General features: G+C 65.5%; 26 protein-coding genes and 1 pseudogene. 18 read left to right on the forward strand and 9 right to left on the reverse strand.

Features of this window, described 5'->3' with window-relative positions; genetic code table 11:
* Positions 1–101: 101 nt before the first annotated feature.
* Positions 102–1,106: pseudogene (locus tag ABD654_RS10330) on the reverse strand (sodium-dependent transporter); the annotation flags it as partial.
* A 547-nt stretch (positions 1,107–1,653) separates the two neighbouring features.
* On the opposite strand from ABD654_RS10330, the gene ABD654_RS10335 reads away from it, so the two are divergent.
* From ABD654_RS10335 to aroQ, 3 genes are read left to right on the forward strand one after another with little or no spacing between them, the layout of a single operon-like run.
* Positions 1,654–2,052: a fluoride efflux transporter FluC gene (locus tag ABD654_RS10335; protein ID WP_344704806.1), complete on the forward strand. Its 399-nt coding sequence runs from the start codon at positions 1,654–1,656 to the stop codon at positions 2,050–2,052.
* Complete coding sequence (locus ABD654_RS10340; protein ID WP_344704807.1) at positions 2,049–2,432, forward strand: fluoride efflux transporter FluC; 384 nt, start codon at positions 2,049–2,051, stop codon at positions 2,430–2,432. The genes ABD654_RS10335 and ABD654_RS10340 overlap by 4 nt, the downstream gene beginning before the upstream one ends.
* A gap of 39 nt (positions 2,433–2,471) precedes the next feature.
* A complete protein-coding gene (aroQ, locus tag ABD654_RS10345; RefSeq protein WP_344704808.1) occupies positions 2,472–2,924 on the forward strand; it encodes a type II 3-dehydroquinate dehydratase in 453 nt (150 codons plus the stop codon).
* On the opposite strand, the gene ABD654_RS10350 is transcribed toward aroQ, so the two are convergent.
* From ABD654_RS10350 to hemC, 5 genes are all read right to left on the reverse strand, one after another.
* Positions 2,921–4,819 (reverse strand): FUSC family protein, encoded by a 1,899-nt coding sequence (locus ABD654_RS10350; RefSeq protein WP_344704937.1) that lies wholly within the window; start codon positions 4,817–4,819, stop codon positions 2,921–2,923. The genes aroQ and ABD654_RS10350 overlap by 4 nt on opposite strands.
* Positions 4,820–4,931: 112 nt before the next feature.
* On the reverse strand, positions 4,932–6,203 hold the full coding sequence (locus tag ABD654_RS10355; protein WP_344704809.1) for a heme biosynthesis HemY N-terminal domain-containing protein: 1,272 nt from the start codon (positions 6,201–6,203) through the stop codon (positions 4,932–4,934).
* The gene (locus tag ABD654_RS10360; RefSeq protein WP_344704810.1) at positions 6,200–7,489 is read right to left on the reverse strand and encodes a uroporphyrinogen-III C-methyltransferase; all 1,290 of its coding nucleotides are present in this window, start codon (positions 7,487–7,489) and stop codon (positions 6,200–6,202) included. Before ABD654_RS10360 ends, ABD654_RS10355 begins: the two co-directional genes overlap by 4 nt.
* A gap of 46 nt (positions 7,490–7,535) precedes the next feature.
* On the reverse strand, positions 7,536–8,279 hold the full coding sequence (locus ABD654_RS10365; protein WP_344704811.1) for a uroporphyrinogen-III synthase: 744 nt from the start codon (positions 8,277–8,279) through the stop codon (positions 7,536–7,538).
* A 2-nt stretch (positions 8,280–8,281) separates the two neighbouring features.
* Complete coding sequence (gene hemC, locus ABD654_RS10370; RefSeq protein ID WP_344704812.1) at positions 8,282–9,223, reverse strand: hydroxymethylbilane synthase; 942 nt, start codon at positions 9,221–9,223, stop codon at positions 8,282–8,284.
* Positions 9,224–9,563: 340 nt separating this feature from the next.
* On the opposite strand from hemC, the gene argH reads away from it, so the two are divergent.
* From argH to ABD654_RS10405, 7 genes are read left to right on the forward strand one after another with little or no spacing between them, the layout of a single operon-like run.
* A complete protein-coding gene (gene argH, locus ABD654_RS10375; RefSeq protein ID WP_344704813.1) occupies positions 9,564–10,967 on the forward strand; it encodes an argininosuccinate lyase in 1,404 nt (467 codons plus the stop codon).
* Positions 10,964–11,122: an LPS translocon maturation chaperone LptM gene (gene lptM / locus ABD654_RS10380; RefSeq protein WP_344704814.1), complete on the forward strand. Its 159-nt coding sequence runs from the start codon at positions 10,964–10,966 to the stop codon at positions 11,120–11,122. The genes argH and lptM overlap by 4 nt, the downstream gene beginning before the upstream one ends.
* 52 nt (positions 11,123–11,174) lie before the next feature.
* The gene (gene lysA, locus ABD654_RS10385) at positions 11,175–12,452 is read left to right on the forward strand and encodes a diaminopimelate decarboxylase (RefSeq protein WP_344704815.1); all 1,278 of its coding nucleotides are present in this window, start codon (positions 11,175–11,177) and stop codon (positions 12,450–12,452) included.
* Positions 12,452–13,285 (forward strand): diaminopimelate epimerase, encoded by an 834-nt coding sequence (dapF, locus tag ABD654_RS10390; RefSeq protein ID WP_344704816.1) that lies wholly within the window; start codon positions 12,452–12,454, stop codon positions 13,283–13,285. Before lysA ends, dapF begins: the two co-directional genes overlap by 1 nt.
* 55 nt (positions 13,286–13,340) lie before the next feature.
* Positions 13,341–14,069 carry a DUF484 family protein gene (locus ABD654_RS10395; RefSeq protein WP_344704817.1) on the forward strand — a complete coding sequence of 243 codons (729 nt, stop codon included), beginning with the start codon at positions 13,341–13,343 and terminating at the stop codon, positions 14,067–14,069.
* Complete coding sequence (locus ABD654_RS10400) at positions 14,059–14,988, forward strand: tyrosine recombinase XerC (protein ID WP_344704818.1); 930 nt, start codon at positions 14,059–14,061, stop codon at positions 14,986–14,988. The genes ABD654_RS10395 and ABD654_RS10400 overlap by 11 nt, the downstream gene beginning before the upstream one ends.
* A 17-nt stretch (positions 14,989–15,005) precedes the next feature.
* Positions 15,006–15,740, forward strand: coding sequence for an HAD family hydrolase (locus ABD654_RS10405; protein ID WP_344704819.1), 735 nt, complete (start codon positions 15,006–15,008; stop codon positions 15,738–15,740).
* Between the two features lie 28 nt (positions 15,741–15,768).
* Here the strand turns inward: ABD654_RS10405 and yihA are convergent, their stop codons facing one another.
* A complete protein-coding gene (gene yihA, locus ABD654_RS10410; RefSeq protein WP_344704820.1) occupies positions 15,769–16,404 on the reverse strand; it encodes a ribosome biogenesis GTP-binding protein YihA/YsxC in 636 nt (211 codons plus the stop codon).
* Between the two features lie 299 nt (positions 16,405–16,703).
* Between yihA and ABD654_RS10415 the strand changes: the two genes are divergently transcribed.
* The 5 genes from ABD654_RS10415 to dtd all read left to right on the forward strand — a co-directional run bounded on the left by ABD654_RS10415 (position 16,704) and on the right by dtd (position 20,338).
* Positions 16,704–17,336: a c-type cytochrome gene (locus ABD654_RS10415; protein ID WP_344704821.1), complete on the forward strand. Its 633-nt coding sequence runs from the start codon at positions 16,704–16,706 to the stop codon at positions 17,334–17,336.
* Between the two features lie 56 nt (positions 17,337–17,392).
* Positions 17,393–18,046: a thiol:disulfide interchange protein DsbA/DsbL gene (locus tag ABD654_RS10420; protein WP_344704822.1), complete on the forward strand. Its 654-nt coding sequence runs from the start codon at positions 17,393–17,395 to the stop codon at positions 18,044–18,046.
* Between the two features lie 45 nt (positions 18,047–18,091).
* Entirely contained in the window at positions 18,092–18,895 is an 804-nt protein-coding gene (locus ABD654_RS10425; protein ID WP_344704823.1) for an endonuclease/exonuclease/phosphatase family protein, read from the forward strand.
* Positions 18,896–19,030: 135 nt separating this feature from the next.
* The gene (gene thiD / locus ABD654_RS10430; RefSeq protein ID WP_344704824.1) at positions 19,031–19,861 is read left to right on the forward strand and encodes a bifunctional hydroxymethylpyrimidine kinase/phosphomethylpyrimidine kinase; all 831 of its coding nucleotides are present in this window, start codon (positions 19,031–19,033) and stop codon (positions 19,859–19,861) included.
* A 27-nt stretch (positions 19,862–19,888) separates the two neighbouring features.
* Entirely contained in the window at positions 19,889–20,338 is a 450-nt protein-coding gene (dtd, locus tag ABD654_RS10435; RefSeq protein ID WP_344704825.1) for a D-aminoacyl-tRNA deacylase, read from the forward strand.
* Positions 20,339–20,356: 18 nt separating this feature from the next.
* Here the strand turns inward: dtd and ABD654_RS10440 are convergent, their stop codons facing one another.
* The gene (locus ABD654_RS10440) at positions 20,357–22,327 is read right to left on the reverse strand and encodes an ABC-F family ATP-binding cassette domain-containing protein (protein WP_344704826.1); all 1,971 of its coding nucleotides are present in this window, start codon (positions 22,325–22,327) and stop codon (positions 20,357–20,359) included.
* Positions 22,328–22,375: 48 nt separating this feature from the next.
* On the opposite strand from ABD654_RS10440, the gene ABD654_RS10445 reads away from it, so the two are divergent.
* The 3 genes from ABD654_RS10445 to ABD654_RS10455 all read left to right on the forward strand — a co-directional run bounded on the left by ABD654_RS10445 (position 22,376) and on the right by ABD654_RS10455 (position 24,991).
* The gene (locus ABD654_RS10445) at positions 22,376–22,891 is read left to right on the forward strand and encodes a TIGR02444 family protein (protein ID WP_344704827.1); all 516 of its coding nucleotides are present in this window, start codon (positions 22,376–22,378) and stop codon (positions 22,889–22,891) included.
* A gap of 150 nt (positions 22,892–23,041) precedes the next feature.
* A complete protein-coding gene (locus ABD654_RS10450) occupies positions 23,042–23,623 on the forward strand; it encodes a TRAP transporter small permease (protein WP_344704828.1) in 582 nt (193 codons plus the stop codon).
* An 84-nt stretch (positions 23,624–23,707) separates the two neighbouring features.
* Positions 23,708–24,991, forward strand: a complete 1,284-nt coding sequence (locus tag ABD654_RS10455) for a TRAP transporter large permease (protein ID WP_344704829.1) — start codon at positions 23,708–23,710, stop codon at positions 24,989–24,991.
* 125 nt (positions 24,992–25,116) lie between these two features.
* Here the strand turns inward: ABD654_RS10455 and dctP are convergent, their stop codons facing one another.
* Complete coding sequence (gene dctP / locus ABD654_RS10460) at positions 25,117–26,151, reverse strand: TRAP transporter substrate-binding protein DctP (RefSeq protein ID WP_344704830.1); 1,035 nt, start codon at positions 26,149–26,151, stop codon at positions 25,117–25,119.
* Positions 26,152–26,276: the final 125 nt, after the last annotated feature.

The following is a 26,276-nucleotide window of genomic DNA, read 5'->3' on the forward strand; positions in this document are numbered from 1 at the left end:
TCTGATGGTCATGTTGCCTGCTGGGTGGGGGAGTCGAATGACGGTACTATGCCTGAAGGAACAGCGGGTTGGCGAGTCTCACCCGACGCCACCTGAATAGTTACTTCGACGGTAGGTTCAAGCAGCGAAATCGCCGAGGTCAGCGCGGCAAAGGTCAGCAGCAAAAAGAAGATCAGCCCCAGCACGGTGCCGCCGGCCATGTTGCCAAACGCCAGCGGCAGGGTGACAAAAATAAGCCCCGGCCCTTCGCCCGGGCTCAGCCCGTTGGCAAATACGATAGGAAAGATGGCAAGCCCGGCGAGCAGGGCAATCACGGTATCGAGGATGATCACCGTGCGCGCGGTGCTGATCAAATTGACGTCCTGGCCCAGGTAGGAGCCGTAGGCCATCATGATGCCCATGCCCAGCGACAGGGTGAAAAACGCCTGGCCCATGGCGGCCAGCACCACCCCGCCGCTCAGCGCGCTCCAGTCAGGGCGGAACATGAACGCCACGGCCTCGCCGAAGTGCCCGGTGGTCATGCCGTAGCCCACCAGCACCAGCATGAGAATCACCAGCGCCGGCATCATCGAGCGCACAGCGCTTTCCAGGCCCTTGGTGACGCCCCGGGCGACGATGGCGATGACCAGCACCATAAAGGCGGTGTGCCAGCCCAATAGCTCTCCCGGGCTTGCCAGCATGGCGCTGAACATACCGCCGATGCTGTCTGCGTCGCCGCCGCTGAAGGTGCCAATCACCGAGCCCAGCGTATAGTTGAGCGACCAGCCGCCGATGACGCTATAAAACGATAGAATCAGAAAGGCGGCCAGCACCCCGCTGACGCCGATTCCCAGCCAGGCGGCAGGCTTGCCGTTCTGGCGTGCCTGCTCGGCCATGGTGTCAATGGGGTTTTTCTGCCCCCGGCGGCCAATCAGCCATTCTGCGACCAGTATCGGCAGGCCGACCAGCGCTACGCAGGCCAGATAGACCAGCACGAAGGCAGCGCCGCCGTTTTCCCCGACCATGTAAGAAAAGCGCCAGATGTTCCCAAGGCCTACGGCCGATCCCGCAGCCGCAAGCACAAAGGTCATGCGCGATGACCACTGTGCGTGAGCGAGTTTTGCCATACATCACCTGTTATTCCATGCGTTGTCGTAATTGCGTTTGTGTAATCGCGTTTGCGTACTTGCGCTATCGTCATTGCGTTTATTGTCGCCGCGCTATGGCAATGGGCGTGGTGCCCAAGGCGGATCGCGTATCCGTTTTGAAGACGAACGCGCCCAACACGCCGTGCTGCGAAGATCGTGCAATTTATCCGATCAGTACAGACTGTACCAGCTGGGCATGGCAAAACGCGCGTTGATGGGCCATTTTATGCACCTCACACAAAGCAGGCCGGGGTTTTCCCCTGAACTATCCACAGGCTGCCAGCCCTTGATGAGCCGGCAACGCCGCCGCTGCCGTTCAGCCGGCCGGCTGCGTGGAAAGCCCGTGAAACCGGCTTTTCCGATATATCATGGTATAAAAACCGGCAACGGCGCCAGCGCCGGGCCGTTTTCCCGGGCGCATCGATATGGCCGGGTTAAACAAGTTATCAACAGAATGTCAAGACGCGTCTTGCTTGTGGATAACCTTTTGCAAAAGGCGTAATGCCGGCCCGTTCAAGGAGTCTGTATGTTCAGCACCACGCTACTGATGGGCGTTATGGCGGGCGGCGCCCTGGGAGGCGCGCTGCGCGCTTTTATGGCCAGGGCGGGGGCGCGCTACTGGGGCGACGCCCTGCCCTGGGGGACGCTTGTGGCTAACTATACGGCGGCGCTTGTGCTGGGGGCGCTGGCCGGCGGCATGGCACAAAGCCAGGCGGCCGGCCTTTTCTGGGCCTTTGCGGCCACCGGGGCGCTGGGCGGGCTGTCCACGGTGTCGTCACTTGCCCAGCAGGCGCTTTCGCTGTGGCAGGAAAGCCGCCGCCGGGCGGCGTGTGCCTACCTCGCGCTTAGCGCAGGCGGCGGTATCGTTCTGGCGGCGCTGGGCTATACGCTGGGCGATGCCGTCGCTCTGGGAGGCGGCGTATGACGGCGCTGCGCTTTTATCTGAGCGTGGCCGCGGGCAGCGCGCTGGGCGCGGGCGCACGCTATGCGATCACGCTGGCAGCGGCGGCGATGATCGGCTCAGCGTTTTGGTTGGCAACGCTTGGCGTCAATCTGGCCGGTGCGGCGTTGATGACCGCCTACTCCACCCGGGCTGCGCAGTCGCCGGGCGGCGCGCTGGCGCGCTGGCACGCCTTCTGGACCACGGGCTTTTGCGGCGGCTTTACCACCTTTTCCCTGTTCAGCGTGGATGCCGTGGTGCTCTGGCAGCGCGGACAGCCGGGGCTTGCGCTGGGCTACGTGGCGGCAAGCGTTGCCGGCTGGCTGGCGGCCGCGCGGCTGGGCCAGCGGCTGGCCCGGAGTTGAAACCTGAATGTCCCCACCGCTATTACAAGGAGAATGACCATGTCGGATTCGCTCAAGGTGCTGGTACTGCACGGCCCCAACCTGAACCTGCTGGGCACGCGCCAGCCGGAGATTTACGGCAGCGAAACCCTGGCCGACGTCAACCGCGCCCTTGAGCGTCGGGCCGAGGCGGCCGGCGCGGTGCTTACGCACCGGCAAAGCAATCACGAGGGCGAGCTGATCGACGCTATTCAGGCGGCCCGCAGCGACGGCACTGCCGCTATCATCATCAATCCGGCGGCCTATACCCACACGTCGGTGGCAATTCTGGACGCGCTCAACGCCTTTGACGGCACGGTCATCGAGGTGCATCTGTCCAACGTGCACAAGCGTGAGGCGTTTCGCCAGCACTCCTACGTCTCGTTACGCGCCGACGGGGTGATCGCGGGGCTCGGCAGCCAGGGCTATTACGCCGCGCTGCAGGCCGTGGTGGCCGAACACGGCAGCGCCTAGCGTTGAAAGCGCAACGCTCGGCGGCGCAGGGCGGCGGTGTCGTCAAGGGCGTGGCGCAGCTGGGCCGCAAGGCCGGCCAGGGCGGAGTCTTGCTTCTCCGACGGCAGTTCGGCAAGGGCCCGGGTAACGCCGTCGGGTGCCCGACGCAGGTGGCGCAGCGCTTCCAGCAGCTGCCGGGCGGTTCGATGCTCGGCGTCGGTGAGGGCCGCGGTCTGCAGCAGCGTGCGCAGCCGGATCACACCGTCGGCCAGATTAAGCATTCCCAGCGTGCCGGCATGGCCGGCGCTGCCGCTTTCCTGTGCCCGTCCCACGTGGATCATCAGGCGCAGCAGGCGGCGATACATGCGCCCGTACCAGCCGTCATCCGGCGGCGGGCTGTTGTGCCGGCCGCACAGGCGCTCGATGTCGCGCAGCATCTCCCACGCAAGGTGGCCGGCGCGGCGCCCGGGGTCCCGGGGCAGCAGCCGGTAGGCCAGCGCCACCAGGGCAATGCTGGCGATCAGCGAGCCGGCGTCCTGAAGCACGCTGCCCAAAGCGGTGGGGGCCTGCAGAAACGGCTGGCTGGCGAGCATGAAGCACATGTTGCCGTCCAGCGCCGGTATTTTGGTGATGCGGCTGGCCCGGGCCAGGCCGCCAAACAGCATGAAGGGGGCCAGCATCAGCAGGATATCCCCGAGCCCCTGGGCGTGGGGCATCAGCCACAGCCGAAACGCCGCCGCCAGGCTGACGCCGACGATAATGCCCTGCAGCATGCGCGGTGCAAGCGCCTGGGGCACGTCCATGCTCGACAGCACCATGGTAAAAGTGCATAGCCCCATGGCCGGCAGCCAGGCGTTGTCCCACCCCGAATAGGCCACCAGCAGCCCGGCGAACAGCGTCACCACGCCGCCGGCGGCGCCGGCAATCAGCGCCGAAGGGGTATCCCGGCGCGTGGGCAGGGTAATGCGCGGCGGGCGGCGCGAAGGATGCGGTTCGAGCCAGGCAGCCGCGGCGTTTTCGGCATCGACCAGCTGGTCGAGCAGCCGCGCCAGCCGCGGCGAGAACGCCTGAGCCTGACGGGCGGCATGCTCAAGCGCCGCGCTCGCACTTGCGTGCCGGGCAGGCCTGTCGAGGGCGTCGGCGGCGCTTTCCAGCGCGTCTCTGAGCGGTGCCGGCAGGGGCTGCCGGCCGGTGAGCCGGGCCATGGCCAGCAGGCTTAGCGTGGCGGCAACGAAGGCGCCGCTGACCTGCGCCCCGGAGGAGCCCCGCAGAGGGCCGGCGTGGCTGGGAGCCAGCTGCTGCTCCAGCCGGGTCAGGGACAAAAGCAGCTCATCGTCTGCCGGCCGGGACTCGTCCCGGGCCAGCTGCCTGAGCGCCTCGCCGCCCAGGCGGCGGACTCGGCCGAGCAGCTCGCGCCGGGGCGGCGCGGGGAGCAAAACCATGCCCATGGCCATCACACAGACAACGCCGATCAGCGTGCAGACCACCCGCGCCAGGGCAATGGCCGCGCTGGCGCTGCCGGCGGCGAGACTGGGCAACAGCACCACGCTTGCCGTGAGTCCGGCCATGAGCGCGGCGTAGCCGAACGAGGCTCGGGTCAGGTGGGTGAGTGCCGCACAGCCGCCGGCCCAGCCGGCCAGCAGGGCGAGCGCCAGCGCCAGCGGCAGGGGAGCGGCGAGCAGCGCAAACCCCACCGCGGCGCCGGCAAGCGTACCCAGCAGGCGGTAGACCCCGCGCTCCAACAGCAGCCCCCGGGAGGGCTGCGCTACGATCCACACCGCCATGGGCGCCCAGAAGGCGTTGGGCAGGTGAAAAAGCGAGGCAATGGCAAAAGACGCCAGCGCCATGGCGGCAGTGCTGGCGCCGAAAACGGCGGCTTGGCGGGTCAGGCCCAGGGCCTGGGCGATACGGGTCATGGTGAGCACGGCGGTCGTTTGGCGTTGCAAGCGGTGAACGGCGTACGGGGCCGAACGTAAAAGGGCGCCCGCAGGCGCCCGTCAGGGTAGAAACAAAGCCGGCAAGGCGGCATCAGGCGCTTTTTGCGCCCTTGGCGTCTTGTTTGTCGGCCGCGTCGTCTTTGCGCTGCTCCGCACTGGGCTGGGGCAGCGACGGTAGCGACTGGGCCAGCATGTCGACGCTGTGGCGGTAGTAGAGCTGGCTTTTGTTGTGATCGCCAAGGCTTGCGTAGAGCCGCGCCAGTTCGGCACAGACCATGCCGTTGGGGCGCTGGCGCTGGCTGGTCTCGAAGTACTCCTGAGCCTTGGCCCAGGCGCCGGTGCGCAGCGAAAGCCGCCCGCAGGTGAGCAGCAGCTCCGGATCGTTGGGGCGTTCCTTGAGCCAGTCTTCGGCCTTGGCCAGCTGGCGGCGGGGATCGACGTTGAGCAGACCGTAGCGCTTGACCAGCCGCGCGTCCCAGTGGTGGTCCAGCGAGTAGCTGAGCAGGCGCTCGGCAATGGTGTCTTCGCCGGCGTGCACCAGTGCTTCGGTGTACAGCACGATCAGCTCGGTATTGGCGCGCAGGTAGTCGGGCATGTCGGCCCAGAGGCTGCGCACGCGCTCGATATCGCCGGGGTTTTTGGCCTCGAAAACAATCAGCTCGCGGTAGGCACGGCTTTCCAGCTGCTCGCGCTCGGCGGTGGAAATCAGCTTTTGCCGGGCCAGCCGCGGGATCAGCCGGCGCAGGCCGTCCCAGTCGTTGACGCTTAGATGCACCTGCTTGAGCATCTTGAGCACCTGGGGGTGGTTGGCAAGCTTTTTATCCAGCCGGTTGAGAATCGCCAGGGCTTCCTCGGGCTGCTGACGGTCGATCATCAGCTGGGCCTGCATCAGGCCGATGGCCGCATCGGCGCCGTCGGTGGTGAGCTGGGCCTGGTTGAGATGCTCCTGGGAGGTTTCGTAGCGGCCCTGGTAGTGCGCGGCGAGTGCGGCCGAGAGGTGGTTGACCAGCGGCGTGCTGGAATCGGCAGCGGCGTGGGAAAGGGTTTTCTCCGCTTTTTTCCAGCGCCCCTCGGTCAGCGCCACCAGTCCGCGCACGGTATGTTTCATGGCGCGGCGGTTACGCGCCCGGCCGCTCCAGCGGCGAAAGCGCCCTACCGGGCGCACAATGCCGCCGAGCAGGCGCAGCGCAAAGTGCAGGGCAATAAACGCGCCGAGCAGCACGACCAGGCCAAACCAGAACGACGTCTGCACCGAGGTGTCGCCGACGCGAATCAGCCAGTAGCCGGGCACCGACATCATCAAATGGCCAAACAGGGCGCCGACGGCCAGCCCGGCTACGATCAGCAATACGAGCTTTCTCATGCGTCACCTCCGCCGGCGCGGCGCGCGTTGAACCGCTTGTCGATGAACTCGGCAAGGGCTTGCTGGGAGCCGCTGATGTCGGGCAGTTCCGGTGTGATCTGCTTTTGCTTGAGTTCCTTGAAGCGTGCCATCACGCTTTGGGTATCGGCGCGGTCGGTGTCGAAGTAGCCGTTAATCAATTCAAGCGCGTCATCGATGCTGCCGGTATAGAGCGTTTCTTCCTGCTTGAGCAGGGCCAGCTGGGCCTGCTCGGTGATCAGCCGCAGGCTCTGGCGCAGGTAGGCCTCTTGCTTGGGGGTCACCAGCGCTTCCAGGGCGTCGTCGTGCTTGCGCACGACCACCAGATCCTTGAGCTCTTGGCCAAAGCGGGCGAGCTGGCGCTGGAAGGTGCCGCTGGGGGCTTGCTGCATGCCGGATTCGACTTTTTGCGCCTCAACGTCCTGATCCAGACGCAGCGTCTGAATGCGCTCCTGCTGGGCATCCAGTGCCAGATAAAGCCCGCTTACGTCCACGTCAGGCACGGCCTGTAGCGCGGACAGATCGCGGGCGATCTCGCGGCGTACCGCGGTCAGCGCAGGGTTGTCGGCATCTTTCAGGCGCGCATCGGCCGAGCGCAGCAGCGCGGCGGCGCCCTGTACGTCGCCTTCCAGCTGCAGGCGCTGGTTGGCCAGGCGCAGCAGGTAGGCGGCCTCGGCGTGGAGCCAGTCGCGCGCGTCGGTGTCCTGCTCCTGGGAGAGCTGGGTGAGCACTTTATCCAGGGTTTTGTTCACGCTTTGGCGGTAGTCGGAGAACTCGCTGCGTAGCGAGCCCAGGGCGCTTTCAAGCGACTGATCGCGGTCTTTTTCACCGCTTTCCAGGCGCGCTGCCAGCGCATCAACGCGCTGCTGGGAGGCGCGGCCGTCGACGCTTGCGGCCAGCGTGTCAAGGCGCTGCTGCTGGCCTTGCAGCCGCTGCCAGCCCTGCCAGGCCAGCAGCGCCAGGGCCGCGGCGACGATCAGCGCCAGCACAATGGCGGCGGTGCCTTTAGCGCTGCCACCGCCGCTTTGTGCCGGCGCGTTGCCGGCGCCGGGTGGCTTGCCGGGCTTCGAGGCGGCGGCTTTACCGTCGGCGCCGGACGCTGCCCTGCCGGCGTTTTTGGCCGGCTTGGCACCGCTTTCCGGCGGCTTGGTGTTTTTGGCCGGCTTGGCGCCGCTTTTATTGCTGCCCTTGCCGGCGGCGGCATCGTCGCGCTTGGCGTTGGCGGCCGCCTTCGGCACATCGCTTTGCTCGTTGTCGTGTTGGTTCATGTATGGCTAGCCTTTGTGAGAATCCTTGGTCGACATCGGCGCCCGGTCAGGAAACGCGCGCGAGCGCGGCGGTCAGTGCGGGCGGTGTTGCCCCCGGCGCCACCGTGGTGGCGGTAAAGCCCAGCGTGTCAGCCAGTGTAGCCAAACGTTGGCTGGACACGATTAGCGGTTGGTGCAAGGCGCTCGGTGAGCACCATGGTGCCAGATGTTGCAGCATTTCGCCGCTGGTGACGATCAGCGCCCGATAATCGCCGGCGTCAAGCCGCCGGCGCGCGCCGGCCGGCGGTGGGCGGTACTCGCGGCGATAGACTTCGCTGCGGGTCACCCGGGCGCCGCGCTCGGCCAGCGTTTCGGTCATCATGATGCGCCCGCCTTCGCCGGCGATCAGCAGGACTTTTTCGCCGTCCAGCCGGCGCAGCGAAGGCAGCGTGAGCAGCGCCTCGCTGGTGTCCTCACCGGCGTCCGGCGGCGGGGTACGTACGCGCACGCCGAGCCGTGCGTGCAGCGCCTCGGCGGTGGCGGTGCCGACACTATAGTAGCCGATGCCTACGGGCAGCTGCGGCCAGTAGCGATCCAGCGCCTCGGCCAGGCAGTGGGCGGCAAAGGGGCTGACCACGATGATTTTGCCGTACTGGTCGATATTCAGCCAGATGCTGCGCTGGCCGGGCGTTTCAATGAGCGGAACAAGCTCCATGATGGGCAGCTTCTCCACCGCATGGCCGTGTTCGCGCAGCGAACAGGCCAGCGCGTCGCCGCGCTCGCCGGGCCGGGTGATCAGCACCGGCTGCATGGTCACTGGCGGCCGTATACGTCGGCAAGAATATCGCCGGCGCCCTGGTCGAGCAGGTCGTCGGCCACGCGAATACCCAGCGCTTCGGGCTCGTGCATGGAGCCCCGGCCTTCGGCGCGCAGCACCTCGGTACCTTCGGGGTTGCCCACCAGGCCGCGCAGCCACAGGGTTTCGGCGTCCTTGTCGAGAATCGCGTGGCCACCGATGGGTACCTGGCAGCCGCCGTCCAGGCGGGTGTTCATGGCGCGCTCGGCGCGCACCCGGGTGGCGGTGTCGGCGTCGTCAAGCGGGGTCAAAAGGCTGATCATTTCCGGGTCGTGCAGGCGGCACTCGATGCCCAACGCCCCCTGGCCGCAGGCGGGCAGGCAGACTTCCGGCGGCAGCGCCTGCGCGATGCGCGCTTCAAGCCCCAGACGGATCAGCCCGGAGCTTGCCAGAATAATGGCGTCGAACTCGCCGGCGTCGAGCTTGCCCAGACGGGTCTGGACGTTGCCGCGCAGGTTGAGAATCTCCAGGTCCGGACGCGCTTCGCGCAGCTGCAGGCCCCGGCGCAGGCTGGCCGTGCCCACTCGGGCGCCTTCGGGCAGCTCGTCGACGCGGTGATAGTGGTTGGAGACAAAGGCATCGGTAGGATCGGAGCCGTCGAGAATGACCGAAAGCCCCAGGCCTTCGGGAAAGCTCATGGGCACGTCTTTCATCGAGTGCACGGCAATGTCGGCGCGGCCGTCGAGCATGGCCTCTTCCAGCTCCTTGACGAACAGCCCCTTGCCGCCGATTTTGGCCAGCGGCGTATCGATGATCTTGTCGCCCTTGGTGGAAATGGCCACCAGCTCGACTTCCAGCTCCGGATAGGTGGCGATCAGACGGTCGCGCACATGCTCGGCTTGCCACATGGCCAGTTGGCTTTTGCGTGTGGCGATACGCAGCTTGGTAATGGATGGCACGTTATTCTCCCTTGGGCCGGCAAGCGGCCATATAAACGGTGATGAGCGCTATCATAAAGCACCTGAGCGGTTAGGAAAAATCGCGGCCCGGGCGTGCGCGTGGCCCTGACGACTCTGGTACACTTTTGCGCTGCCGGTACACACAAGCAAGCCTCTATTATACCTTTGCCTATATACTATCTTTGCCCGGCTGTATTCTCTGCCCGGCTGTATCGTTTTCTCTGCCCGGCTGTATCGTTTTGCCCGGTGAACCGTGGCCGTATGCCACGCTGGCGGCGCCCCGGCCGTGCCGCCGATACGGATGCTGTGATTTTATCTGCTTATCTAAGGGACGTCTGCCATGAGTCAAGCCACCAACCAGTCCTGGGGCGGTCGCTTCAGCGAGCCCACCGACGCTTTCGTCGAGCGCTTTACCGCCTCGGTCGACTTTGACCGGCGCCTGGCCCGTCAGGATATTCAGGGCTCCATTGCCCATGCCACCATGCTGGCCCGGGTAGGCGTGCTCAGCCGCGACGAGCGCGAAGCCATCGTGACCGGACTCAACGAAATCCGCGACGAGATCGAGCGCGGCGAGTTTGCCTGGTCGGTGCCGCTGGAAGACGTCCACATGAACATCGAAGCGCGGCTGACCGAAAAAATCGGCATTACCGGCAAGAAGCTGCACACCGGCCGCTCGCGCAACGACCAGGTGGCCACCGATATTCGCCTTTATCTGCGCGACGCCATCGATACGATCGAAGCCGAGCTGATCCGCCTGCGCGAAGGCCTGGTCGAGCTTGCCGACCGCCAGGCCGACACCATCATGCCCGGCTTTACCCATCTGCAGACCGCCCAGCCGGTGACCTTCGGCCACCATCTTCTGGCGTGGCAGGAAATGCTCGCCCGGGATCACGATCGTCTGCTCGACTGCCGCCGGCGGATGAACGTGCTGCCGCTGGGGGCGGCGGCGCTGGCCGGCACCACCTATCCCATCGACCGCCACGTGACCGCGGACCTGCTGGGCTTTGAGCGCCCGGCGGAGAACTCGCTGGACGCGGTGAGCGATCGCGATTTCGCCATCGAATTCGCTGGCTTTGCCAGCATTTTGCTGATGCATATGTCGCGGATGAGCGAGGAGCTGGTGCTGTGGAGCAGCGCCCAGTTTGACTTTATCGATCTGCCGGACCGGTTCTGCACCGGCTCGTCGATCATGCCGCAGAAGAAAAATCCCGACGTGCCGGAGCTGGTACGCGGCAAGTCCGGCCGGGTCTACGGCCATCTGGTCAGCCTGTTGACGCTGATGAAATCCCAGCCGCTGGCCTACAACAAGGACAACCAGGAAGACAAAGAGCCGCTTTTTGACACCGCCACCACGGTGCTCGACTGCCTCAAGGCGTTCGCCGACATGGTGCCGGCCATTGAGCCCAAGGCGGCCCACATGTTTGAAGCCGCCCGCCAGGGCTTTTCCACCGCCACCGATCTCGCCGACTATCTGGTACGCAAGGGGGTTGCCTTCCGCGACGCCCACGACATCGTCGGCCAGTCCGTGGCCTACGGCCTGCAGCAGGAAAAAGACCTCTCGGAGATGACCCTGGGCGAGCTCAAGCGCTTTTCCAGCGTCATCGAGCCGGACGTGTTCGATGTGCTGACGCTTGAGGGCTCGGTGGCGGCGCGCAACCACATCGGCGGTACCGCGCCGGATCAGGTCCGCGCCGCGGCCGCCCGCGCCCGGGCCACGCTGGTCGAAATCAAGGCCACCACATGAGGCGCATGACCGCCAGGGCGCCGAGTGTTGCCGCGCTGCTGCTGAGCCTTTCTGTCATGCTGGCCGGCTGCGGCCAGAAAGGCCCGCTGTATCTGCCGGAAGACGGTGCCGCCGAGCCAGCGACCGACAAGACACCTGCCGCCGAGCGCGAATAAACCACGTCCCGGGGCCGGTTGCCTGCCGCCGCCCGGGCTCAAGAGGACGTCAATGGATCATTTCAATTACCGAGACGGCGCGCTGTTCGCCGAAAACGTGGCGCTTTCGCGCATTGCCGAAGAGCACGGCACGCCCTGCTACGTGTATTCCCGCGCCACTCTGGAGCGCCACTACCGCGCCTATACCCAGGCGCTGGGCGAGCACCCGCACCTGATCTGCTACGCGGTCAAGGCCAACGCCAACCTGGCGGTGCTCAACGTGCTGGCGCGGCTGGGCGCGGGGTTTGATATTGTCTCGGTGGGCGAGCTTGAGCGCGTTTTGCAGGCCGGCGGCGACCCGGCCAAGGTGGTGTTTTCCGGCGTGGCCAAGCAGCCCGCCGAGCTTGCGCGCGCTCTGGAAGTCGGTATCAAGTGCTTCAACGTTGAATCTCGCCCGGAGCTTGAGCAGCTCAATGCCGTGGCCGGCGAGCTTGGGGTTACCGCACCGGTGTCGCTTCGGGTCAACCCCGACGTGGACGCCGGCACCCATCCGTACATTTCCACCGGCCTGAAAGACAACAAGTTCGGCATTGCCATCGGCGATGCGCCGGCCGTCTACGCCCGGGCCGCTGAGCTTGCCCACCTGAACGTAGTGGGGCTGGATTGCCATATCGGCTCCCAGCTCACCGAAACCGCGCCGTTTCTCGACGCCCTCGACCGTTTGCTGCTGCTGATGGAGCGGCTGCGCGAAGACGGCATCGAGCTTTCGCATCTGGATCTCGGCGGCGGGCTGGGCGTGACCTACCGCGACGAAACCCCGCCGCACCCGTCGGACTACGCCCGCCAGCTGCTCGAACGGCTGGCGCGCTGGGACGGCGCGGAAAACCTCACGCTGCTGTTCGAGCCGGGGCGCTCGATCGCCGCCAACGCCGGCGTGCTGCTGACCCGGGTGGCGTTTTTAAAGCCCGGCGAAAGCAAAAACTTCGCCATTGTCGATGCCGCCATGAACGACCAGCTGCGCCCGGCGCTTTATGATGCCTGGCAAGCCATTGTGCCGGTGGATGCGCGCAAGGAGCGGGAGTCCGCGGTGTACGACGTGGTCGGGCCGGTGTGTGAAACCGGCGACTTTCTGGGCAAGGAGCGCAAACTGGCCGTGGCCGCCGGTGACCTTTTGGCCATGCGCTCGGCCGGGGCCTACGGCTTTGTCATGGCGTCGAACTACAACAGCCGCCCGCGCCCGGCCGAGGTGATGGTCGACGGCGACGCCTGCCACCTGGTGCGCCGGCGCGAGCGGATGGAAGACCTGTGGGCCGGCGAGGCGCTTTTGCCCGAGCGCGGAGCGTCGCGCTGATGCTTGTGCACTTCACCAAGATGCACGGGCTGGGCAACGACTTTGTGATGATCGACCTGATCACCCAGCGCGCCCGCATCGACGCCGCCCAGGTGCGCCGCCTGGCGGACCGGCGCTTCGGCATCGGCTTTGACCAGCTGCTGGTGGTGGAGCCGCCGCGCGACCCGGACATGGACTTTCGCTACCGCATCTACAACGCCGACGGCAGCGAAGCGGAGAACTGCGGCAACGGCGCGCGCTGCTTCGCCCGCTTTGTGCGCGACCAGCGGCTGACCCACAAGCGCGAGATCCGCGTGGAAACCGCCGGCGGCCCGCTGATGCTGGCCGTGCAGCACGACGGCCGGGTGCGGGTGGACATGGGCCAGCCGCGCTTTACGCCCTCGGCGCTGCCCTTTGACGCCCCGGGCGACCGGCCGCTGCACGCGCTGGAGGTGGACGGCGCGCGTTTGGAAATCGGCGTGGTATCCATGGGCAACCCCCACGCGGTGCTGCAGGTGGCCGACGTGGACAGCGCACCGGTGGCCGAGCTCGGGCCGCTGATCGAGGCGCATCCGCGTTTTGCCTGCAACGTCAACGCCGGCTTTATGGAAGTGGTCGCGCCGGACTATATTCGCCTGCGCGTATTCGAGCGCGGCACCGGCGAGACGTGGGCCTGCGGCACCGGGGCCTGCGCGGCGGTAGCCACCGGCATTCGCCAAGGGCTTTTGAAAAGCCCGGTGACGGTGGCGCTGCCCGGCGGCGAGCTGTCCGTCGAGTGGGCCGGCCCTGACGCGTCGCTGGTGATGGTCGGCCCCGCCGAGCGCGTGTTCGACGGCCGCGTGGCGCTGCGCTGAGGGCATGCCCGACGGCCGGGCAGGGCTTTACTGGTTTGACAGGGAGAATATGGCGATGACCCGGACCCCGGAACCCCGCAAAACGCTGGAACCGGATCAGGTGGCGTTCTGGCTGGCGCGCCACCCCGACTTTTTCGTCGGCCGCGAGGGGCTGTTGCAGCAGCTCAAGGTGCCGCACCCGCACATCGACGGCGCGGTATCGCTGCTCGAGCGGCTGGTGCTGGATTTGCGCACCCGGGCCGAGCGCGCCGAAGGCCGGCTCGATCACCTGCTGGACACCGCCCGCCACACCGAAAGCCAGTACCGGCGGCTGCGCGATACCCTGCTGGTGCTGCTGGAAGCACCCGACCGGGACGCGCTGGCCCAGGCGCTGGCCACCCAAATGAGCGAGCGCTTTGCCACCCCGGCGGTAGCGCTGTGGTGCGCCCCCGAGCTCAGCGACGCCGAACCGGCCATGCCCCAGCCGCCGCGCCAGGTGCTGGATCACCACGCCGGCACCCGGCTCAACGCGCTGCTCGACGGCCGCACCAGCCGCTGTGCCCGGCTGGGGCTGAGCGACTGGAAGCGCCTGATCCCCCACGCGCCGGCCCCCGAAAAGCCCGGCTCCTGCGCGATTACCCGGCTTGCCGCCGGCGATACGCTGGGGTATCTCGTGCTGGCAAGCCCCGACGCCGAGCAGTACCGTGCGAGCATGGATACCCAGTTCAGCGAGTATCTGGGCGACGTGGTGGCCCGGCTGCTGACCCGGCTGGGGCCGGTGGAAAAGGCCTGGCATGAGCGCTGAAGACGTGAGCGCCGAGGCGGAAGGCCGCTCGTCGCTGAACGACGGTATCGCAGCCTTTCTGGCCGACCTTGGCCGGCACGCAAGCCCGGCGACCGTGGACGCCTACCGCCGGGATTTGGCCGCGTTCGAAGCGTTCGCCCGGCGGCGTGAGGCCAGCGCTGTCAAACAGATCGACACCGCCCTTGCCCGGGGCTTTTTATCCGCCGAACGCACCCGCGGGCTGGCCCCGCGCAGCCTCGCCCGCCGCCGTGCGGCGCTGTCGCGGTTTTGTCAGTACGCCGTGGCCGAAGGCCTGCTGGCAGATAACCCGGTGACGCTTCTGCGCACCCCCAAACAGCCCGATCATCTGCCGCGCCCGGTAGACGTGGACGTGCTGGCGCGCTTTCTCGACACCCCTCACGACGGCTCGGCGCTGGCGCGGCGCGACCAGGCGGTGCTGGAGCTTTTCTATACCGCCGGGCTGCGCCTGGCCGAGCTTGCCGCGCTGGACACGGGCGATATCAAGGCCACGCACGCCCGGGTGCTGGGCAAGGGCGGCAAGCCTCGGCAGGTGCCGGTGGGCCGGCGCGCCGGCGAGGCGCTGGATGCGTGGTACCGCGTGCGCGGCGAGCTTGCCGCGGCGGGGGAGACGGCGCTGTTTGTCAGCCGCCGGGGCGGGCGGCTTGGCCACCGGGCGATTCAAAAGCGCCTGGCGCGTCTTGCCCTTGAGCGCGGCCTGCCCGAGCACCTGCACCCCCACCGGCTGCGCCACTCCTTCGCCAGCCACCTGCTGGAGTCCAGCCAGGACCTGCGCGCGGTGCAAGAACTTCTGGGCCACGCCAACCTGTCCACCACCCAGGTGTATACCCGGCTGGACTGGCAGCACCTGGCAGAAAGCTACGACGCCGCCCACCCCCGGGCGAGGCGGCGCGATACTTGAGCAAAAAGGCCGGTTTCATGCTTGATGCGATGACCTTTGATCTGGACGATACCCTGTGGGACAACGCCGGTGTGATGGCGCGCACCGAGCACGGCCACTATCGCTGGCTGCGCGAAGCCCTTGCCGCCTGGTGCCGGGCCCGGGGCGAGCCGGAACGGATGCCGAGCCATGAAAACGGCTTGGCCGACTACGCCGAACGCCGCCGGCGGCTGGCCCGGGAAGTGCCCGAGCGAGGCGGGGACTTTACCTGGCTGCGCCTGCGCGCGCTGGAAGAGCAGCTGCAAGCCTGCGGGCTCAACCGCAGCGCGGCGCTGATGTGGGCCGGGGCGGCGATGAACGAGTTTCACCGCCTGCGCCTGGGCGTAACCCCGCACCCGGAGGCCGATGCGCTGCTTGAAGCGCTGGGCCGGCGCTATCGGCTGGCGGCGATCACCAACGGCAACATCCAGCTGGCCCGTCAGCCGCTTGCGCATCGTTTTCCCGTGGCGATTGCCGCCGGCGAGCTGCTGATCCCCAAGCCTGACCCGCGCGCGTTTCTTACCGCGCTTGAGCGCCTTGATGCTGCGCCTGCGCGCGCCATGCACGTAGGCGATTCCTGGGAAGAGGATATTCTTCCGGCCGCCGAGCTTGGCATGTACGCCGCCTGGGTGTCCGAGCGCGATGACCGGGCGCTGCCTGCTGGGGTGGCGCGCATTGCGCATATCAAAGAGCTGCCGGAGCTGCTTGAGTGGCGAGAAAGGCGCGGCAGGTAAAGGCGCTGCGCGGCCCGCCCGGCCTTAGTTAGAGCATGGCGTCCGGGTGGGCTCCCAGCCACTGATCCAGCCGGTGGGAAAGCGTGTCCAGGCCGTCTTTTTTCAGCGCCGAAAACAGCTGCACTGTCACCAGGTCTTCCCATTCAAACAGCTGGCGGCGGACTTTTTGCAGGGTGGCCTTGGCCGGGCCTTTTTTCAGCTTGTCGGCCTTGGTCAACAGAATATGCACCGCCAGGTCACGCTCGTCGGCCAGCTCCAGCAGCAGCTGGTCAAACTCGGTAAGCGGATGGCGTACGTCCATCAGCAGCACCAGGCCACGCAGGCTCTGGCGACGGCGCAGGTAGTCGGAAAGGTGCGCCTGCCACTCGCGCTTGACCGCTTCCGGTACTTTGGCATAGCCGTAGCCGGGCAGGTCAATTAGCCGCAGGGCATCGTTGCCCATCAGGCTAAAGCTGTTGATAAGCTGAGTGCGCCCGGGCGTGCGCGAGGTGCGCGCCAGGGCCTTTTGCCGCGTCAGGGTGTTGATGGCGCTGGACTTGCCGGCGTTGGAGCGCCCGGCAAAGGCCACCTCGGCGCCGCTGTCCGGCGGGCACTGGGCAAGGGTCGGGGCGCTTTTCATAAAGTGCGCGGTGGCGTAGTTCAGCGTCTGGGGCGATGCGGGCATGGTGTGGGTCCTGGGAAACGGTCTCCGGCAAAAAGCCGGCAAGCGGTGGTGATACAGGCGACGAATCCGCCGATCACAGGCGTATCGCCGGCGGTCAGCACGTTTTAGGATAGTTGTCAGCGTGAACGCGCATTCCCGCAGCCTGGGGGATTCGTTATACTCGGGCGAGTTTATACCTGCGCTCCGGGGCGCTAGTCTAGCACTGTGCGTCCGTCTTGGTGCACGGCCGACTCCGGGGAGCGCCCAGGGCATATTCGCCATCGATCAACGGGATTACACAACGAGATAATGGAAGCGCAATGAGAAAGTTACTGGCAAGCCTGGCAATTATCATGGGTGCCGCGGGCACCGCTCATGCACAGTCGGCAGAGCTCTCCGCCAATGCCGACGCGGCGGCAGGCGAGGAGATGGCGCAAGCGTGCGCAGCCTGCCACGGGGACGGCGGCGTAAGCCAGATGGGCATGTTCCCCAATCTCGCCGGCCAGCAGGCGTCCTATCTGGCCAAACAGATCATGGATATTCGCGACGGTGATCGCGTGGTCGCCCAGATGGCCGGTCAGGTAGACAACTATTCCGATCAGGACGCCTGGGACGTAGCGGCGTACTTCGCCAAGCAGACGCCCAGCCGCGGCCAGGCCGACGACGCCGATTCCGAAATGCTGGAACGGGGGCAAAACCTGTACCGGGCGGGGGATCTAAGCCAGGGTATTCCCGCCTGTGCGGCTTGCCACACGCCCACCGGTAAGGGCATCGGCAGCGCGGTGTATCCGGCGCTTTCCGGCCAGCATCCGCAGTACGTGGTCTCGACGCTTAGCGACTTTGCCGCCGGTGAGCGTGCCAACGATCCGGGGGCTGTGATGCGCAACATCGCCGACAAGATGCGCGACAGCGATATGGAAGCGGTGGCCAACTACGTGCTGGGCCTGCACTGATTGCTTGGCCGCGCCGCCACGGCGGGCGAACGGCTTTTTTCAAGGAGAATCAGCGTATGTTCAAATCCGCTATCGTGGCGCTGGCAGGCTTGGGCCTGTCGGCGGCCGTCAGCGCGCAAACCCTGACCGAGGGTGAGGACTACACGCGGCTGGAAACGCCGGTCACGACCCAGGCGGCAGACGACCAGATTGAGGTGACCGAGGTGTTCTGGTTCGGCTGCCCGCACTGCTATCGTCTGCAGCCGGCGGTGACCGAGTGGTACTCGACCCTGCCCGACGACGTTGTGGTCGTGCAGCAGCCGGCCACCATGGGCGGGGCCTGGAACGTGCATGCCGGGGCGTTTTATGCCGCCCAGGCGCTGGGCATCGAAGACGAGCTGCACGCAGATTTCTTCGACGCCCTCCATGAGCAGGGCCGTGAACTGACCGATACCGACACGCTCGCTGCGTTTTTTTCCAACTACGGCGTCAGCCAGGACGCGGCTCGCAAGGCGCTTGATTCCTTCGGCGTGAAAGCCCAGGTCAACAAGGCCCACGCTCGGCTGCGCAACATGCGCCTGAAAGGCGTGCCGGCGCTGGTGGTCGACGGACGCTACGTCGTTACGCCGCAAAGCGCCGGCAGCCTTGCCAACATGCCCAAGGTGGCCGAGGCGCTGATCCAGCGCACGCGAAAAGAGCAAGGCGGCGGTAGCGACAGCGACGACGCGTAGCGGCGCCCGGGCCAACGTTATTTTCTCAAACAGGCGGTCATACCCATGTCGGATACTCTCACCTCACCGTTGAGCAGCGGCCATTTGCGGCTGCTGACGTTCAACCTTCAGGTGGGTATCCAGACCTCGGCGTATCACCACTATTTCACGCGGGGCTGGCAGCATTTGCTGCCGCATCCGCACCGAACCCGCAGGCTTGCGCTGATGAGCCGGGTGCTGAGCCGCTATGACGTAGTGGGGCTGCAGGAAGCCGACGGCGGCAGCTTTCGCTCCAACAGCGTCAACCAGGTGGAATACCTTGCCGCCCAGGCGGGGTTTGCGCACCACTATCAGCAGCTCAATCGCAATCTGGGCCGCGTGGCCCAGCACAGCAACGGGCTGCTTTCGCGGCTGGCGCCGGACGCCGTGGAGGAGCATCGCCTGCCGGGTATGCTGCCCGGGCGCGGGGCGATACACGCGCGTTTCGGCACAGGGCCCGAAGCGCTGCACATTTTTGTTGCCCATCTGGCACTCAGCCAGCGCGGGCGCAGCCGCCAGTTCGACTACCTCAGTGAGATCATCCGGCCGCTGCGCCATGTGGTGGTGATGGGGGATCTGAACACTACGCCGGAGCAGATCCACGCCCACAAGCGGTTTCGCACCTCTCTGGATCTGCATCCGGTCAAGCCGCTTTTAAGCTATCCGGCCTGGCAGCCGCGCCGAGCGCTGGATCATATTCTGGTCTCGCGCAGCATGGAGGCAACCGAGGTGCGCGTGCTGAACCATCTGTTTTCCGACCATCTCCCCATCGCGGTAGATCTGCCGCTGCCGCTTGCCTGCCTGGATGTGATACGCAACGCCCGGGCCTGATCCCTCGATTGATAATGCCACGAGACTTCGCTATGCCCCGACCCACCCTGCCTCCTTGGCTGAGCGCCGCTGGACCGGTGATCAGCGCCGGCTCGCGCCCTTGCTTTTTCGTCCCTTTGTTCATCAAGGAGCGTCATGTCTAGCCCCTCTTTCATCCCCCGCGTGCTGACCGTTGCCGGGTCGGACCCGTCCGGCGGTGCCGGCATCCAGGCCGATCTGAAGGCGTTTTCGGCGCTGGGCGGCTACGGCGCCAGCGTAATAACCGCGCTGACCGCCCAGAACACCCAGGGCGTGCGCGGCGTTCACCCGGTACCGGCGGCGTTTATTGCCCAGCAGCTGGAGGCCGTGCTCGATGACATTCGCCTTGACGCGGTAAAGATCGGCATGGTGGCAAGCCTTGAGGTGGCCGAAGTCATTGCCGAGGCGCTGCGTGCGCGCCGCCCGCGCTGGATCGTGCTCGACCCGGTGATGGTCGCCAAAAGCGGCGATGTGCTGGTGGACGATGCCGGCATTCGCGCGGTGCGCGACGTGCTGGTGCCGCTGGCTGATGTGATCACTCCCAACCTGCCCGAAGCCGCCGTGCTGCTGGATGCGCCCACGCCCACGACGACCGCGGAAATGGCGTCGCTGGTGAAGCCGCTGACGGCGCTGGGCGCGCCCTATGCGCTGCTCAAGGGCGGGCATCTGAAAGGCGAGCAGTGCTCGGATCTTCTGGCCACGCCGGCGCGCTACGAGTGGCTATCCGCGCTGCGGGTGGCCACGCACAACCTGCACGGCACCGGCTGCTCGCTGTCCTCGGCCATTGCCGCCACCCTTGCCCGCCTGCCGGCCGCCAGCACGGACGCCGACGCCGTGGCCGCCATTGGCAAGGCCAAGCGCTGGCTGCACGCAGCGCTTGAGGCAAGCGAGCGGCTGAACGTGGGCCAGGGTTGCGGCCCGGTGCATCATTTTCATGCCTGGTGGTAGGCGCTATTCGCTCAAGGAGAGCGGCCCATGAAAGCATTGATTCAGCGCGTGCGCCGCGCAAGCGTTGAGATTGACGATGAAGCCGGACGCCGCACGGCAGGCGCTATCGGTAGCGGGCTGCTGGCGCTTGTCGGCGTGGAGAAAGGCGACACCGAGCAAAGCGCCGATAAGCTTTTGCACAAGCTTTTGCACTACCGGGTGTTCAGCGACGAGGCCGGCAAGATGAACTGCAACGTGCAGCAGGTCGAAGGCGAGCTTTTGCTGGTATCGCAGTTCACCCTGGCGGCGGACACCCGCAAGGGCCTGCGGCCGAGCTTTTCCAGCGCCGCGCCGCCCGCTGACGGCGAACGCCTGTTTGACTATCTGGTGGCGCAGGCGCGCCGCCATTCGCTTGCGGTGGCCACCGGCGAGTTCGGCGCGAACATGCAGGTGGCGCTGGTCAACGACGGGCCGGTGACGTTTTTGCTGGAAAGCTGACGTTGCCTTGCGGTTGCGCTACGCGCCGCTGTTCTCAAGCGCTTCCTCTGCTTCCAGCCACGCCTGCTCGGCGGCGTTGAGCCGGCTCTGGGCCTTGGCCTGCTCGGCCAGCGTCTGTTCCAGCTCGGCCTTGCGCGCGGCGTCGGTGTAAAGTGCAGGGTCGGCCAGGGTTTGTTCCAGCGCGGCCAGCGAGCGCTGTTCTTTCTCTACGGCTTTTTCTGCCCGGTCGCGCTGCTTTTTCAGCGGGCGCAGCTTTTCGCGCGCCTCGGCGGCGGCCTTGCGCGCCGCTTTTCGCTCATCGGCGGTGGCGCCGGCGGAGGCGGCCGGCTCGGAGCGGGTTTCCGCTCGGGGGGCCGGCTCGGCCTTGGCGCTCTGGCTTTTACGTTTGGCCTCCCGGCGCTGGGCGTCCAGGCGGGTTTTCAGCCAGACGTGATAGTCGTCCAGATCGCCGTCGAAGGGCTCGACTCGCTGATCGGCGACGACCCAGAAGTCGTCCACGCTTGCGCGCAGCAGGTGGCGGTCGTGAGAGACGATGATCACGGTGCCGTCAAAGCCGGCGATGGCCTGGGTCAGCGCCTCGCGCATTTCCAGATCCAGGTGGTTGGTGGGCTCGTCGAGCAGCAAAAGGTTGGGTTTTTGCCAGGCGATCAGCGCAAGCGCCAGCCGGGCTTTTTCGCCGCCGGAGAAGTTGCCCACGGTGGCGAAGGCATCGTCGCCTTTAAAGCCAAAGCCGCCGATGAAGTTGCGGATGGCCTGATCGCTCGCCGTGGGCGACAGGCGCTGCACGTGAACAAACGGCGTGGCGCCGGTATCCAGCCCTTCGAGCTGGTGCTGGGCGAAGTAGCCGATGGACAGGTGCTCGCCGGGCACGCGCTCGCCGCCGAGCAGGGCAAGCTCGCCGGTGAGTGATTTGATCAGGGTGGACTTGCCCGCGCCGTTGGGGCCCAAAAGGCCAATGCGGCTGCCGGGCAGCAGCGTGAGGTTGACGTGGTCAAGCTGGGTGCGCTCGCCTGAGTCGGTGACGTAGCCCAGCCTGGCCTGATCCAGCACCAAAAGCGGGTGGGAGGTCTTGTCTGCGGCGGGCAGAGTGAAGTGAAACGGCGAATCCACGTGGGCCACGGCGATGTCTTCCATGCGTTCGAGCATCTTCACCCGGCTCTGGGCCTGGCGGGCCTTGGTGGCCTTGGCCTTGAAACGGGCGATGAAGCGCTCGATCTCTTCGCGCCGGGCCTGCTGTTTTTCAGCTTCGGCCTGCTGCAGGGCGAGTTTTTCGGCCCGGGTGCGCTCAAAGCGCGAATAGTTGCCGCGGTAGAGCTCCACCGTTTTATGGTGCATGTGGACGATGTGATCGCACACCGCGTCTAAAAAATCGCGGTCGTGAGAGATCAGCAGCAGCGTGCCCGGGTAGCGCTTGAGCCACTGTTCCAGCCACAAAAGGGCGTCGAGGTCCAGGTGGTTGGTGGGTTCGTCAAGCAGCAAAAGATCCGACGGCATGAACAGCGTGCGCGCAAGGTTGACGCGCATGCGCCAGCCGCCGGAAAAGTCCGAAAGCGGCCGGTCCAGATCAGCCTGAACAAACCCCAGCCCCACCAGCAGCTGGGCGGCCCGGGCCTCGGCGGTGTAGCCGTCGAGGGTGTCGATCATGCCGTGCAGCTCGGCTTCGCGATGGGCATCAGCGGCGGCCTGTGCGGCTGCCAGCTCGGCCTCGACCCGGCGCAGGGCGTGATCGCCGTCCAGCACGTAGTCGAGAATCGAACGCTCAAGCGCCTGGATTTCCTGGGCCATGTGGGCAATGCGCTGGCCGCCGCTGATGACCACCTCGCCCTGATCGGTGCCGATTTCACCCAGCAGCAGCTTGAAAAGGCTGGTTTTACCCGTGCCGTTAGCGCCGATGATGCCGGCCTTGATGCCGTCGTGCAGGGTCAGCTCGGCGCCGTCCAACAGCGTTTGCGTACCGCGTTGCAGCGCGACTTCGCGCAGTGCGATCATGCGTTCTCCCGTAACCGATTGGCGTGTTTTGTGAATAGGGCAACCATGATGGCCGATTCTACCCGATTGACCGGCGTTCAGCAGGATGCGCTGTGGGCGTTTGCGCGGGATTTTTATGCGCGCCCCGGCGTGGCCGGCCGCCTGCTCTTTTTGCAGGATGAGGCCGGCATGGACGTGTGCGTGCTGCTGTGGCGTTTGTGGCTGTGCGAACGCGGCCTGATGCCTGCCGCCTGTGCCGAGCGCGACCTGGATGGCCTTCATGCCTGGCAGCGTGACTATACTCGCCCGCTGCGCGAGCGCCGCCGCTGGCTGAAGCCGGCGGCGGCCAGTGATCCGGCGCTTGCCCGGCTGCGCCAGACCCTCAAGGACGCCGAATTGCAGGCGGAAAAGCAGGCGCTTGCCCGGCTGCAGGCCATGGCCTGCAGGCCCGGCGGGGTAGTCAAAGCGAGCGCAGGAGAGCCCGTTTCCTGGCTGGCCCCGGGCATGGCGCTGACCCCGGCACAGCGTGAAGCGCTGGAGGCATTGGCCGAAGGGCTTGAGGCCTGCGGCGCGCAATCGCGTTGAAGCACCTGCCCGGGTACGCTACCGTTAAAACGTAGAGTGAGGATTTTTCGTGTTTGCCGCGCTATGTCCCAACGGTGGCCGTCGGCAGCCGTTTCAAACATCTGCCGACATTGATGCCGCGCTTTGGCGGCAAACCAGAAGGTAGCTTCCATGACCGATAAGCCTGCAACGCAACACTTGTCACAAAGCGGCCTGCTGCGCGCGCTAAGCGCGCTCGATACGGCGCTGGGCGCCGTGGAGAAATGGATCATTACCGTTTGTATCCTGGGCATGGCGCTTTTGATGAGCACCCACGTGGTCAGCAACCTGGTGTTTCAAACCGGTATACCCGGCACCTACGAGGTGACCGAAATGCTGATCGTCATCATCACCTTCGTTGGCGTGAGCTATGCCGCGCGCCATGCACGCCATATCAGCATGTCGGCCATTTACGAGCAGCTCAGCGGCCGGGTACGCAAAGGGCTTTTGATCATTATTTGCCTTGGCAGCGCGGCACTGATGTTTTACTTCGCGTATCAATCGGTGGGCTATGTGACGACGCTGCACGACCGGGGGCGCACAAGTTCATCGCTGCATATTCCGCTGTGGATGGTCTACACCGCGCTGCCCGTCGGCTTTTCGCTGGCCGGCGTGCAGTATGTGTTGACCGCCGTGCGCAACATGATCAGTGGGGATATCTATCGCAACTTCCGCGAAAAGGAAGGGTTTGCCGAAACGCCGGTGGAAGAGTAACGCGGCGGTCGTCTACCGAAGACAGCTGCTGCCACGCTGTTTGGCAACCGATATGGAATCAATAACAACACTGAGGATACGCGCATGCTAGCCGGACTGGGTATTTTAATGCTGGTGCTGCTGCTGATGGGCTTCCCGATGATGGTGCCGCTGGCGGTGGGCACGTTTTACATGATGTTCACCGACATGACCTTTTTCGGGCCGGATCAGGCGGTGAGCTGGATGATCAACGGCGTCGGCAGCTGGGTGCTGGCGGCGGTGCCGATGTTTATTTTTGCCGCCGATATCTTGACCAAAGGGCATACGGCCAACCGCCTGCTCGACGTGGTGGATGCCTTCACTCGGCATATTCGCGGCGGTTTGCCGATCACCACGGCGGCCTCCTGTGCGCTGTTTGGCGCCGTATCAGGGTCTACCCAGGCAACGGTGGTGGCCATGGGTGGCCCCATGCGCCCGCGGCTTTTGGCCAAGGGCTATACCGATAGCTTTACGCTTGCGCTGATCATCAACGCAAGCGACATTGCGCTGCTGATTCCGCCGAGCATCGGCTTTATCATCTACGGCGTGGTGATGAAGGAATCCATCGGTGATCTGTTTCTGGCCGGCGTGCTTCCCGGCGTGATGATCCTGATGCTGTTTTCCGTTTACTGCTACATCGATGCCCGCCTCAAGGGTATCGAGCCCGAAACGCGTACGAGCTGGGCCGAGCGCGCCACGGCGATTCGCAAAGTGCTGTTGCCGATGGGCTTTCCGGTGCTGGTGGTCGGCGGTATATACGGCGGCTTTTTCAGCGCGGTAGAAGCCTCGGCGGTGGCCGTGGCCTACGCGCTGGTGCTGGAAGTTATCATCTATCGCCAGGTTTCCATCCGTGACCTGGGAGGGTTGGCGCTGTCGACCGGCATGATCACCGCGGTGGTGTTCATTCTGGTGGCGATCGGCGCGGCGTTTTCCCAGACGCTGGGCACCGCCGGCGTGCCCGAGCAGGTGCTGGGCCCGCTGATTGACGGCATAGGCGATAACCAGCTGCTGGCGCTGATGCTGATTGCCGCGGCGTTTTTCATCGGCTGCATGTTCGTCGACCCCATCGTGGTGATTTTGATTCTGGTGCCGATCTTCAAGCCGCTTATTGTCTCTACCGGGCTTGATCCGGTACATGTGGGCGTTATCGTCACGCTGCAGGCGGCGATCGGTTCGGCCACGCCGCCGTTTGGCTGTGACATCTTCACCGCGATTGCCGTATTTCGCCGGCCGTATATGGACGTGATTCGCGGCACGCCGCCGTTTATCGTGATTATGCTGCTGGCCACCATACTGCTTATTCTCTTCCCGCAGATCTCGCTGCTGCTGCCCTCGCTGGGCGGCGAGTAACGCGCACCCAGGCCCGCCGGGTAACATGGCAGGCCTGGGTGCGGGGCCAATACCGGCGCAAAAAAGCCGAGCGGAACGCTCGGCTTTCTATTGCGCAGGCTGCATGGCTTTCAGGCTGCGTGGCTTTACTGCTCGCTGCTTTCTTCGCCTTCGGCGCTGTCAAACGCTGTCAGCAGCTTGTCCAGCGCTTCGCCGCCGCGTTCACCGACGTCGTCGACAAAGCTTTGGCGTACCGGCTTGGCCAGCTTGCGGAACTCGTCGCGCTGCTCTTCGGTGAGCTCGATGATTTCGATGTCGCTTTTGTCCTTGATGGTCTGCAGGCGCTCGGAGTTGAACTGCTCCTGGATGCGGTAGCCCTTCTCGACGAGCTCGTCGGTCACGGCATCAAGCATGGACTGCTGATCGTCGCTGAGGTCTTCGTACCAGTTTTCGTTGGCCATGAGCGTGGCAACGAACTGGGCCTGCTTGGCAAAGATCATGTAGTCCTGCACTTCGTAAAAGCCCATTTCCTCGTGGGCGAATACCGGCTGAATGTTGCCTTCTGCCTGGCCTTGCTGCAGCGCGCTGTAAAGCTCGCCGTAGGCAATGGAGATCGGCGCTGCGCCGTAGGCTTTGTAGCCTTCACGCAGTAGGCTGTTATCCATTACGCGAATCTGCAGGCTTTCCATGTCCTCGGGCTTGTTGATGGCCTTGTTGGTCGTCCACACCTGGTAGCCTTCCGCGAGCTCGGCAAGCGGCACCAGGCCACGCTGGCGAAACGATGCTTGCCAGGCGTCGCTTTTGAGAAATGCGTCGGAGTTGAGCACCTCGGCCGTTTTCATCTGGTCGGCCGGCATGACGAAGTTAAGGCTCAGCAGCTGGCTTTCCGGTACGGTGCCGCCCAGCGCCCCGGAGCCGAAGCCCAGCTGAATAGCGCCGCTTTGTACGGCGTCGTAAAGCGCGGTATACGAGGAGCCCCAGGTGCCGTAGGGCAGCAGGTTGACGGTAATGTCACCGCCGGATTTTTCTTCGATGAGCTTTTTGAACTCCACGGCATAGCCGTGCTGCACGCTGCCTTCGATTTCTTCCAAGCCAAAACGCCATGTTTCCGCGTTTGCCGCGGCGGCGGCGCTGAGCAGGCCACATGCGGTAATACCGACAACCAGTTTGTGCAGTTTCATGATGTGCTCCTTTTTGTAATGACATGTGTAGAGAAGAGGAATCCTGCCGCTGTGTCAAGGCTGCGGCATCGGGCTGTGCCGGTGCGTCAGGCGCGCAGATGCGCTGGACGGACTGCCCTGTTAAG

This window comes from Halomonas cibimaris, assembly GCF_039537045.1.
In the GTDB taxonomy this organism is placed as follows: domain Bacteria; phylum Pseudomonadota; class Gammaproteobacteria; order Pseudomonadales; family Halomonadaceae; genus Vreelandella; species Vreelandella cibimaris.

Excerpts from the sequence above, each read along its gene's own strand:
- ABD654_RS10335 (WP_344704806.1), top strand. The coding sequence starts at position 1,654 with ATGTTCAGCACCACGCTACTGATGGGCGTTATGGCGGGCGGCGCCCTG.
- ABD654_RS10340 (WP_344704807.1), top strand. The coding sequence starts at position 2,049 with ATGACGGCGCTGCGCTTTTATCTGAGCGTGGCCGCGGGCAGCGCGCTG.
- aroQ (WP_344704808.1), top strand. The coding sequence starts at position 2,472 with ATGTCGGATTCGCTCAAGGTGCTGGTACTGCACGGCCCCAACCTGAAC.
- ABD654_RS10350 (WP_344704937.1), bottom strand. The coding sequence starts at position 4,819 with ATGACCCGTATCGCCCAGGCCCTGGGCCTGACCCGCCAAGCCGCCGTT.
- ABD654_RS10355 (WP_344704809.1), bottom strand. The coding sequence starts at position 6,203 with ATGAGAAAGCTCGTATTGCTGATCGTAGCCGGGCTGGCCGTCGGCGCC.
- ABD654_RS10360 (WP_344704810.1), bottom strand. The coding sequence starts at position 7,489 with ATGAACCAACACGACAACGAGCAAAGCGATGTGCCGAAGGCGGCCGCC.
- ABD654_RS10365 (WP_344704811.1), bottom strand. The coding sequence starts at position 8,279 with ATGCAGCCGGTGCTGATCACCCGGCCCGGCGAGCGCGGCGACGCGCTG.
- argH (WP_344704813.1), top strand. The coding sequence starts at position 9,564 with ATGAGTCAAGCCACCAACCAGTCCTGGGGCGGTCGCTTCAGCGAGCCC.
- lptM (WP_344704814.1), top strand. The coding sequence starts at position 10,964 with ATGAGGCGCATGACCGCCAGGGCGCCGAGTGTTGCCGCGCTGCTGCTG.
- lysA (WP_344704815.1), top strand. The coding sequence starts at position 11,175 with ATGGATCATTTCAATTACCGAGACGGCGCGCTGTTCGCCGAAAACGTG.
- dapF (WP_344704816.1), top strand. The coding sequence starts at position 12,452 with ATGCTTGTGCACTTCACCAAGATGCACGGGCTGGGCAACGACTTTGTG.
- ABD654_RS10395 (WP_344704817.1), top strand. The coding sequence starts at position 13,341 with ATGACCCGGACCCCGGAACCCCGCAAAACGCTGGAACCGGATCAGGTG.
- ABD654_RS10400 (WP_344704818.1), top strand. The coding sequence starts at position 14,059 with ATGAGCGCTGAAGACGTGAGCGCCGAGGCGGAAGGCCGCTCGTCGCTG.
- ABD654_RS10405 (WP_344704819.1), top strand. The coding sequence starts at position 15,006 with ATGCTTGATGCGATGACCTTTGATCTGGACGATACCCTGTGGGACAAC.
- yihA (WP_344704820.1), bottom strand. The coding sequence starts at position 16,404 with ATGCCCGCATCGCCCCAGACGCTGAACTACGCCACCGCGCACTTTATG.
- ABD654_RS10415 (WP_344704821.1), top strand. The coding sequence starts at position 16,704 with ATGAGAAAGTTACTGGCAAGCCTGGCAATTATCATGGGTGCCGCGGGC.
- ABD654_RS10420 (WP_344704822.1), top strand. The coding sequence starts at position 17,393 with ATGTTCAAATCCGCTATCGTGGCGCTGGCAGGCTTGGGCCTGTCGGCG.
- ABD654_RS10425 (WP_344704823.1), top strand. The coding sequence starts at position 18,092 with ATGTCGGATACTCTCACCTCACCGTTGAGCAGCGGCCATTTGCGGCTG.
- thiD (WP_344704824.1), top strand. The coding sequence starts at position 19,031 with ATGTCTAGCCCCTCTTTCATCCCCCGCGTGCTGACCGTTGCCGGGTCG.
- dtd (WP_344704825.1), top strand. The coding sequence starts at position 19,889 with ATGAAAGCATTGATTCAGCGCGTGCGCCGCGCAAGCGTTGAGATTGAC.
- ABD654_RS10440 (WP_344704826.1), bottom strand. The coding sequence starts at position 22,327 with ATGATCGCACTGCGCGAAGTCGCGCTGCAACGCGGTACGCAAACGCTG.
- ABD654_RS10445 (WP_344704827.1), top strand. The coding sequence starts at position 22,376 with ATGGCCGATTCTACCCGATTGACCGGCGTTCAGCAGGATGCGCTGTGG.
- ABD654_RS10450 (WP_344704828.1), top strand. The coding sequence starts at position 23,042 with ATGACCGATAAGCCTGCAACGCAACACTTGTCACAAAGCGGCCTGCTG.
- ABD654_RS10455 (WP_344704829.1), top strand. The coding sequence starts at position 23,708 with ATGCTAGCCGGACTGGGTATTTTAATGCTGGTGCTGCTGCTGATGGGC.
- dctP (WP_344704830.1), bottom strand. The coding sequence starts at position 26,151 with ATGAAACTGCACAAACTGGTTGTCGGTATTACCGCATGTGGCCTGCTC.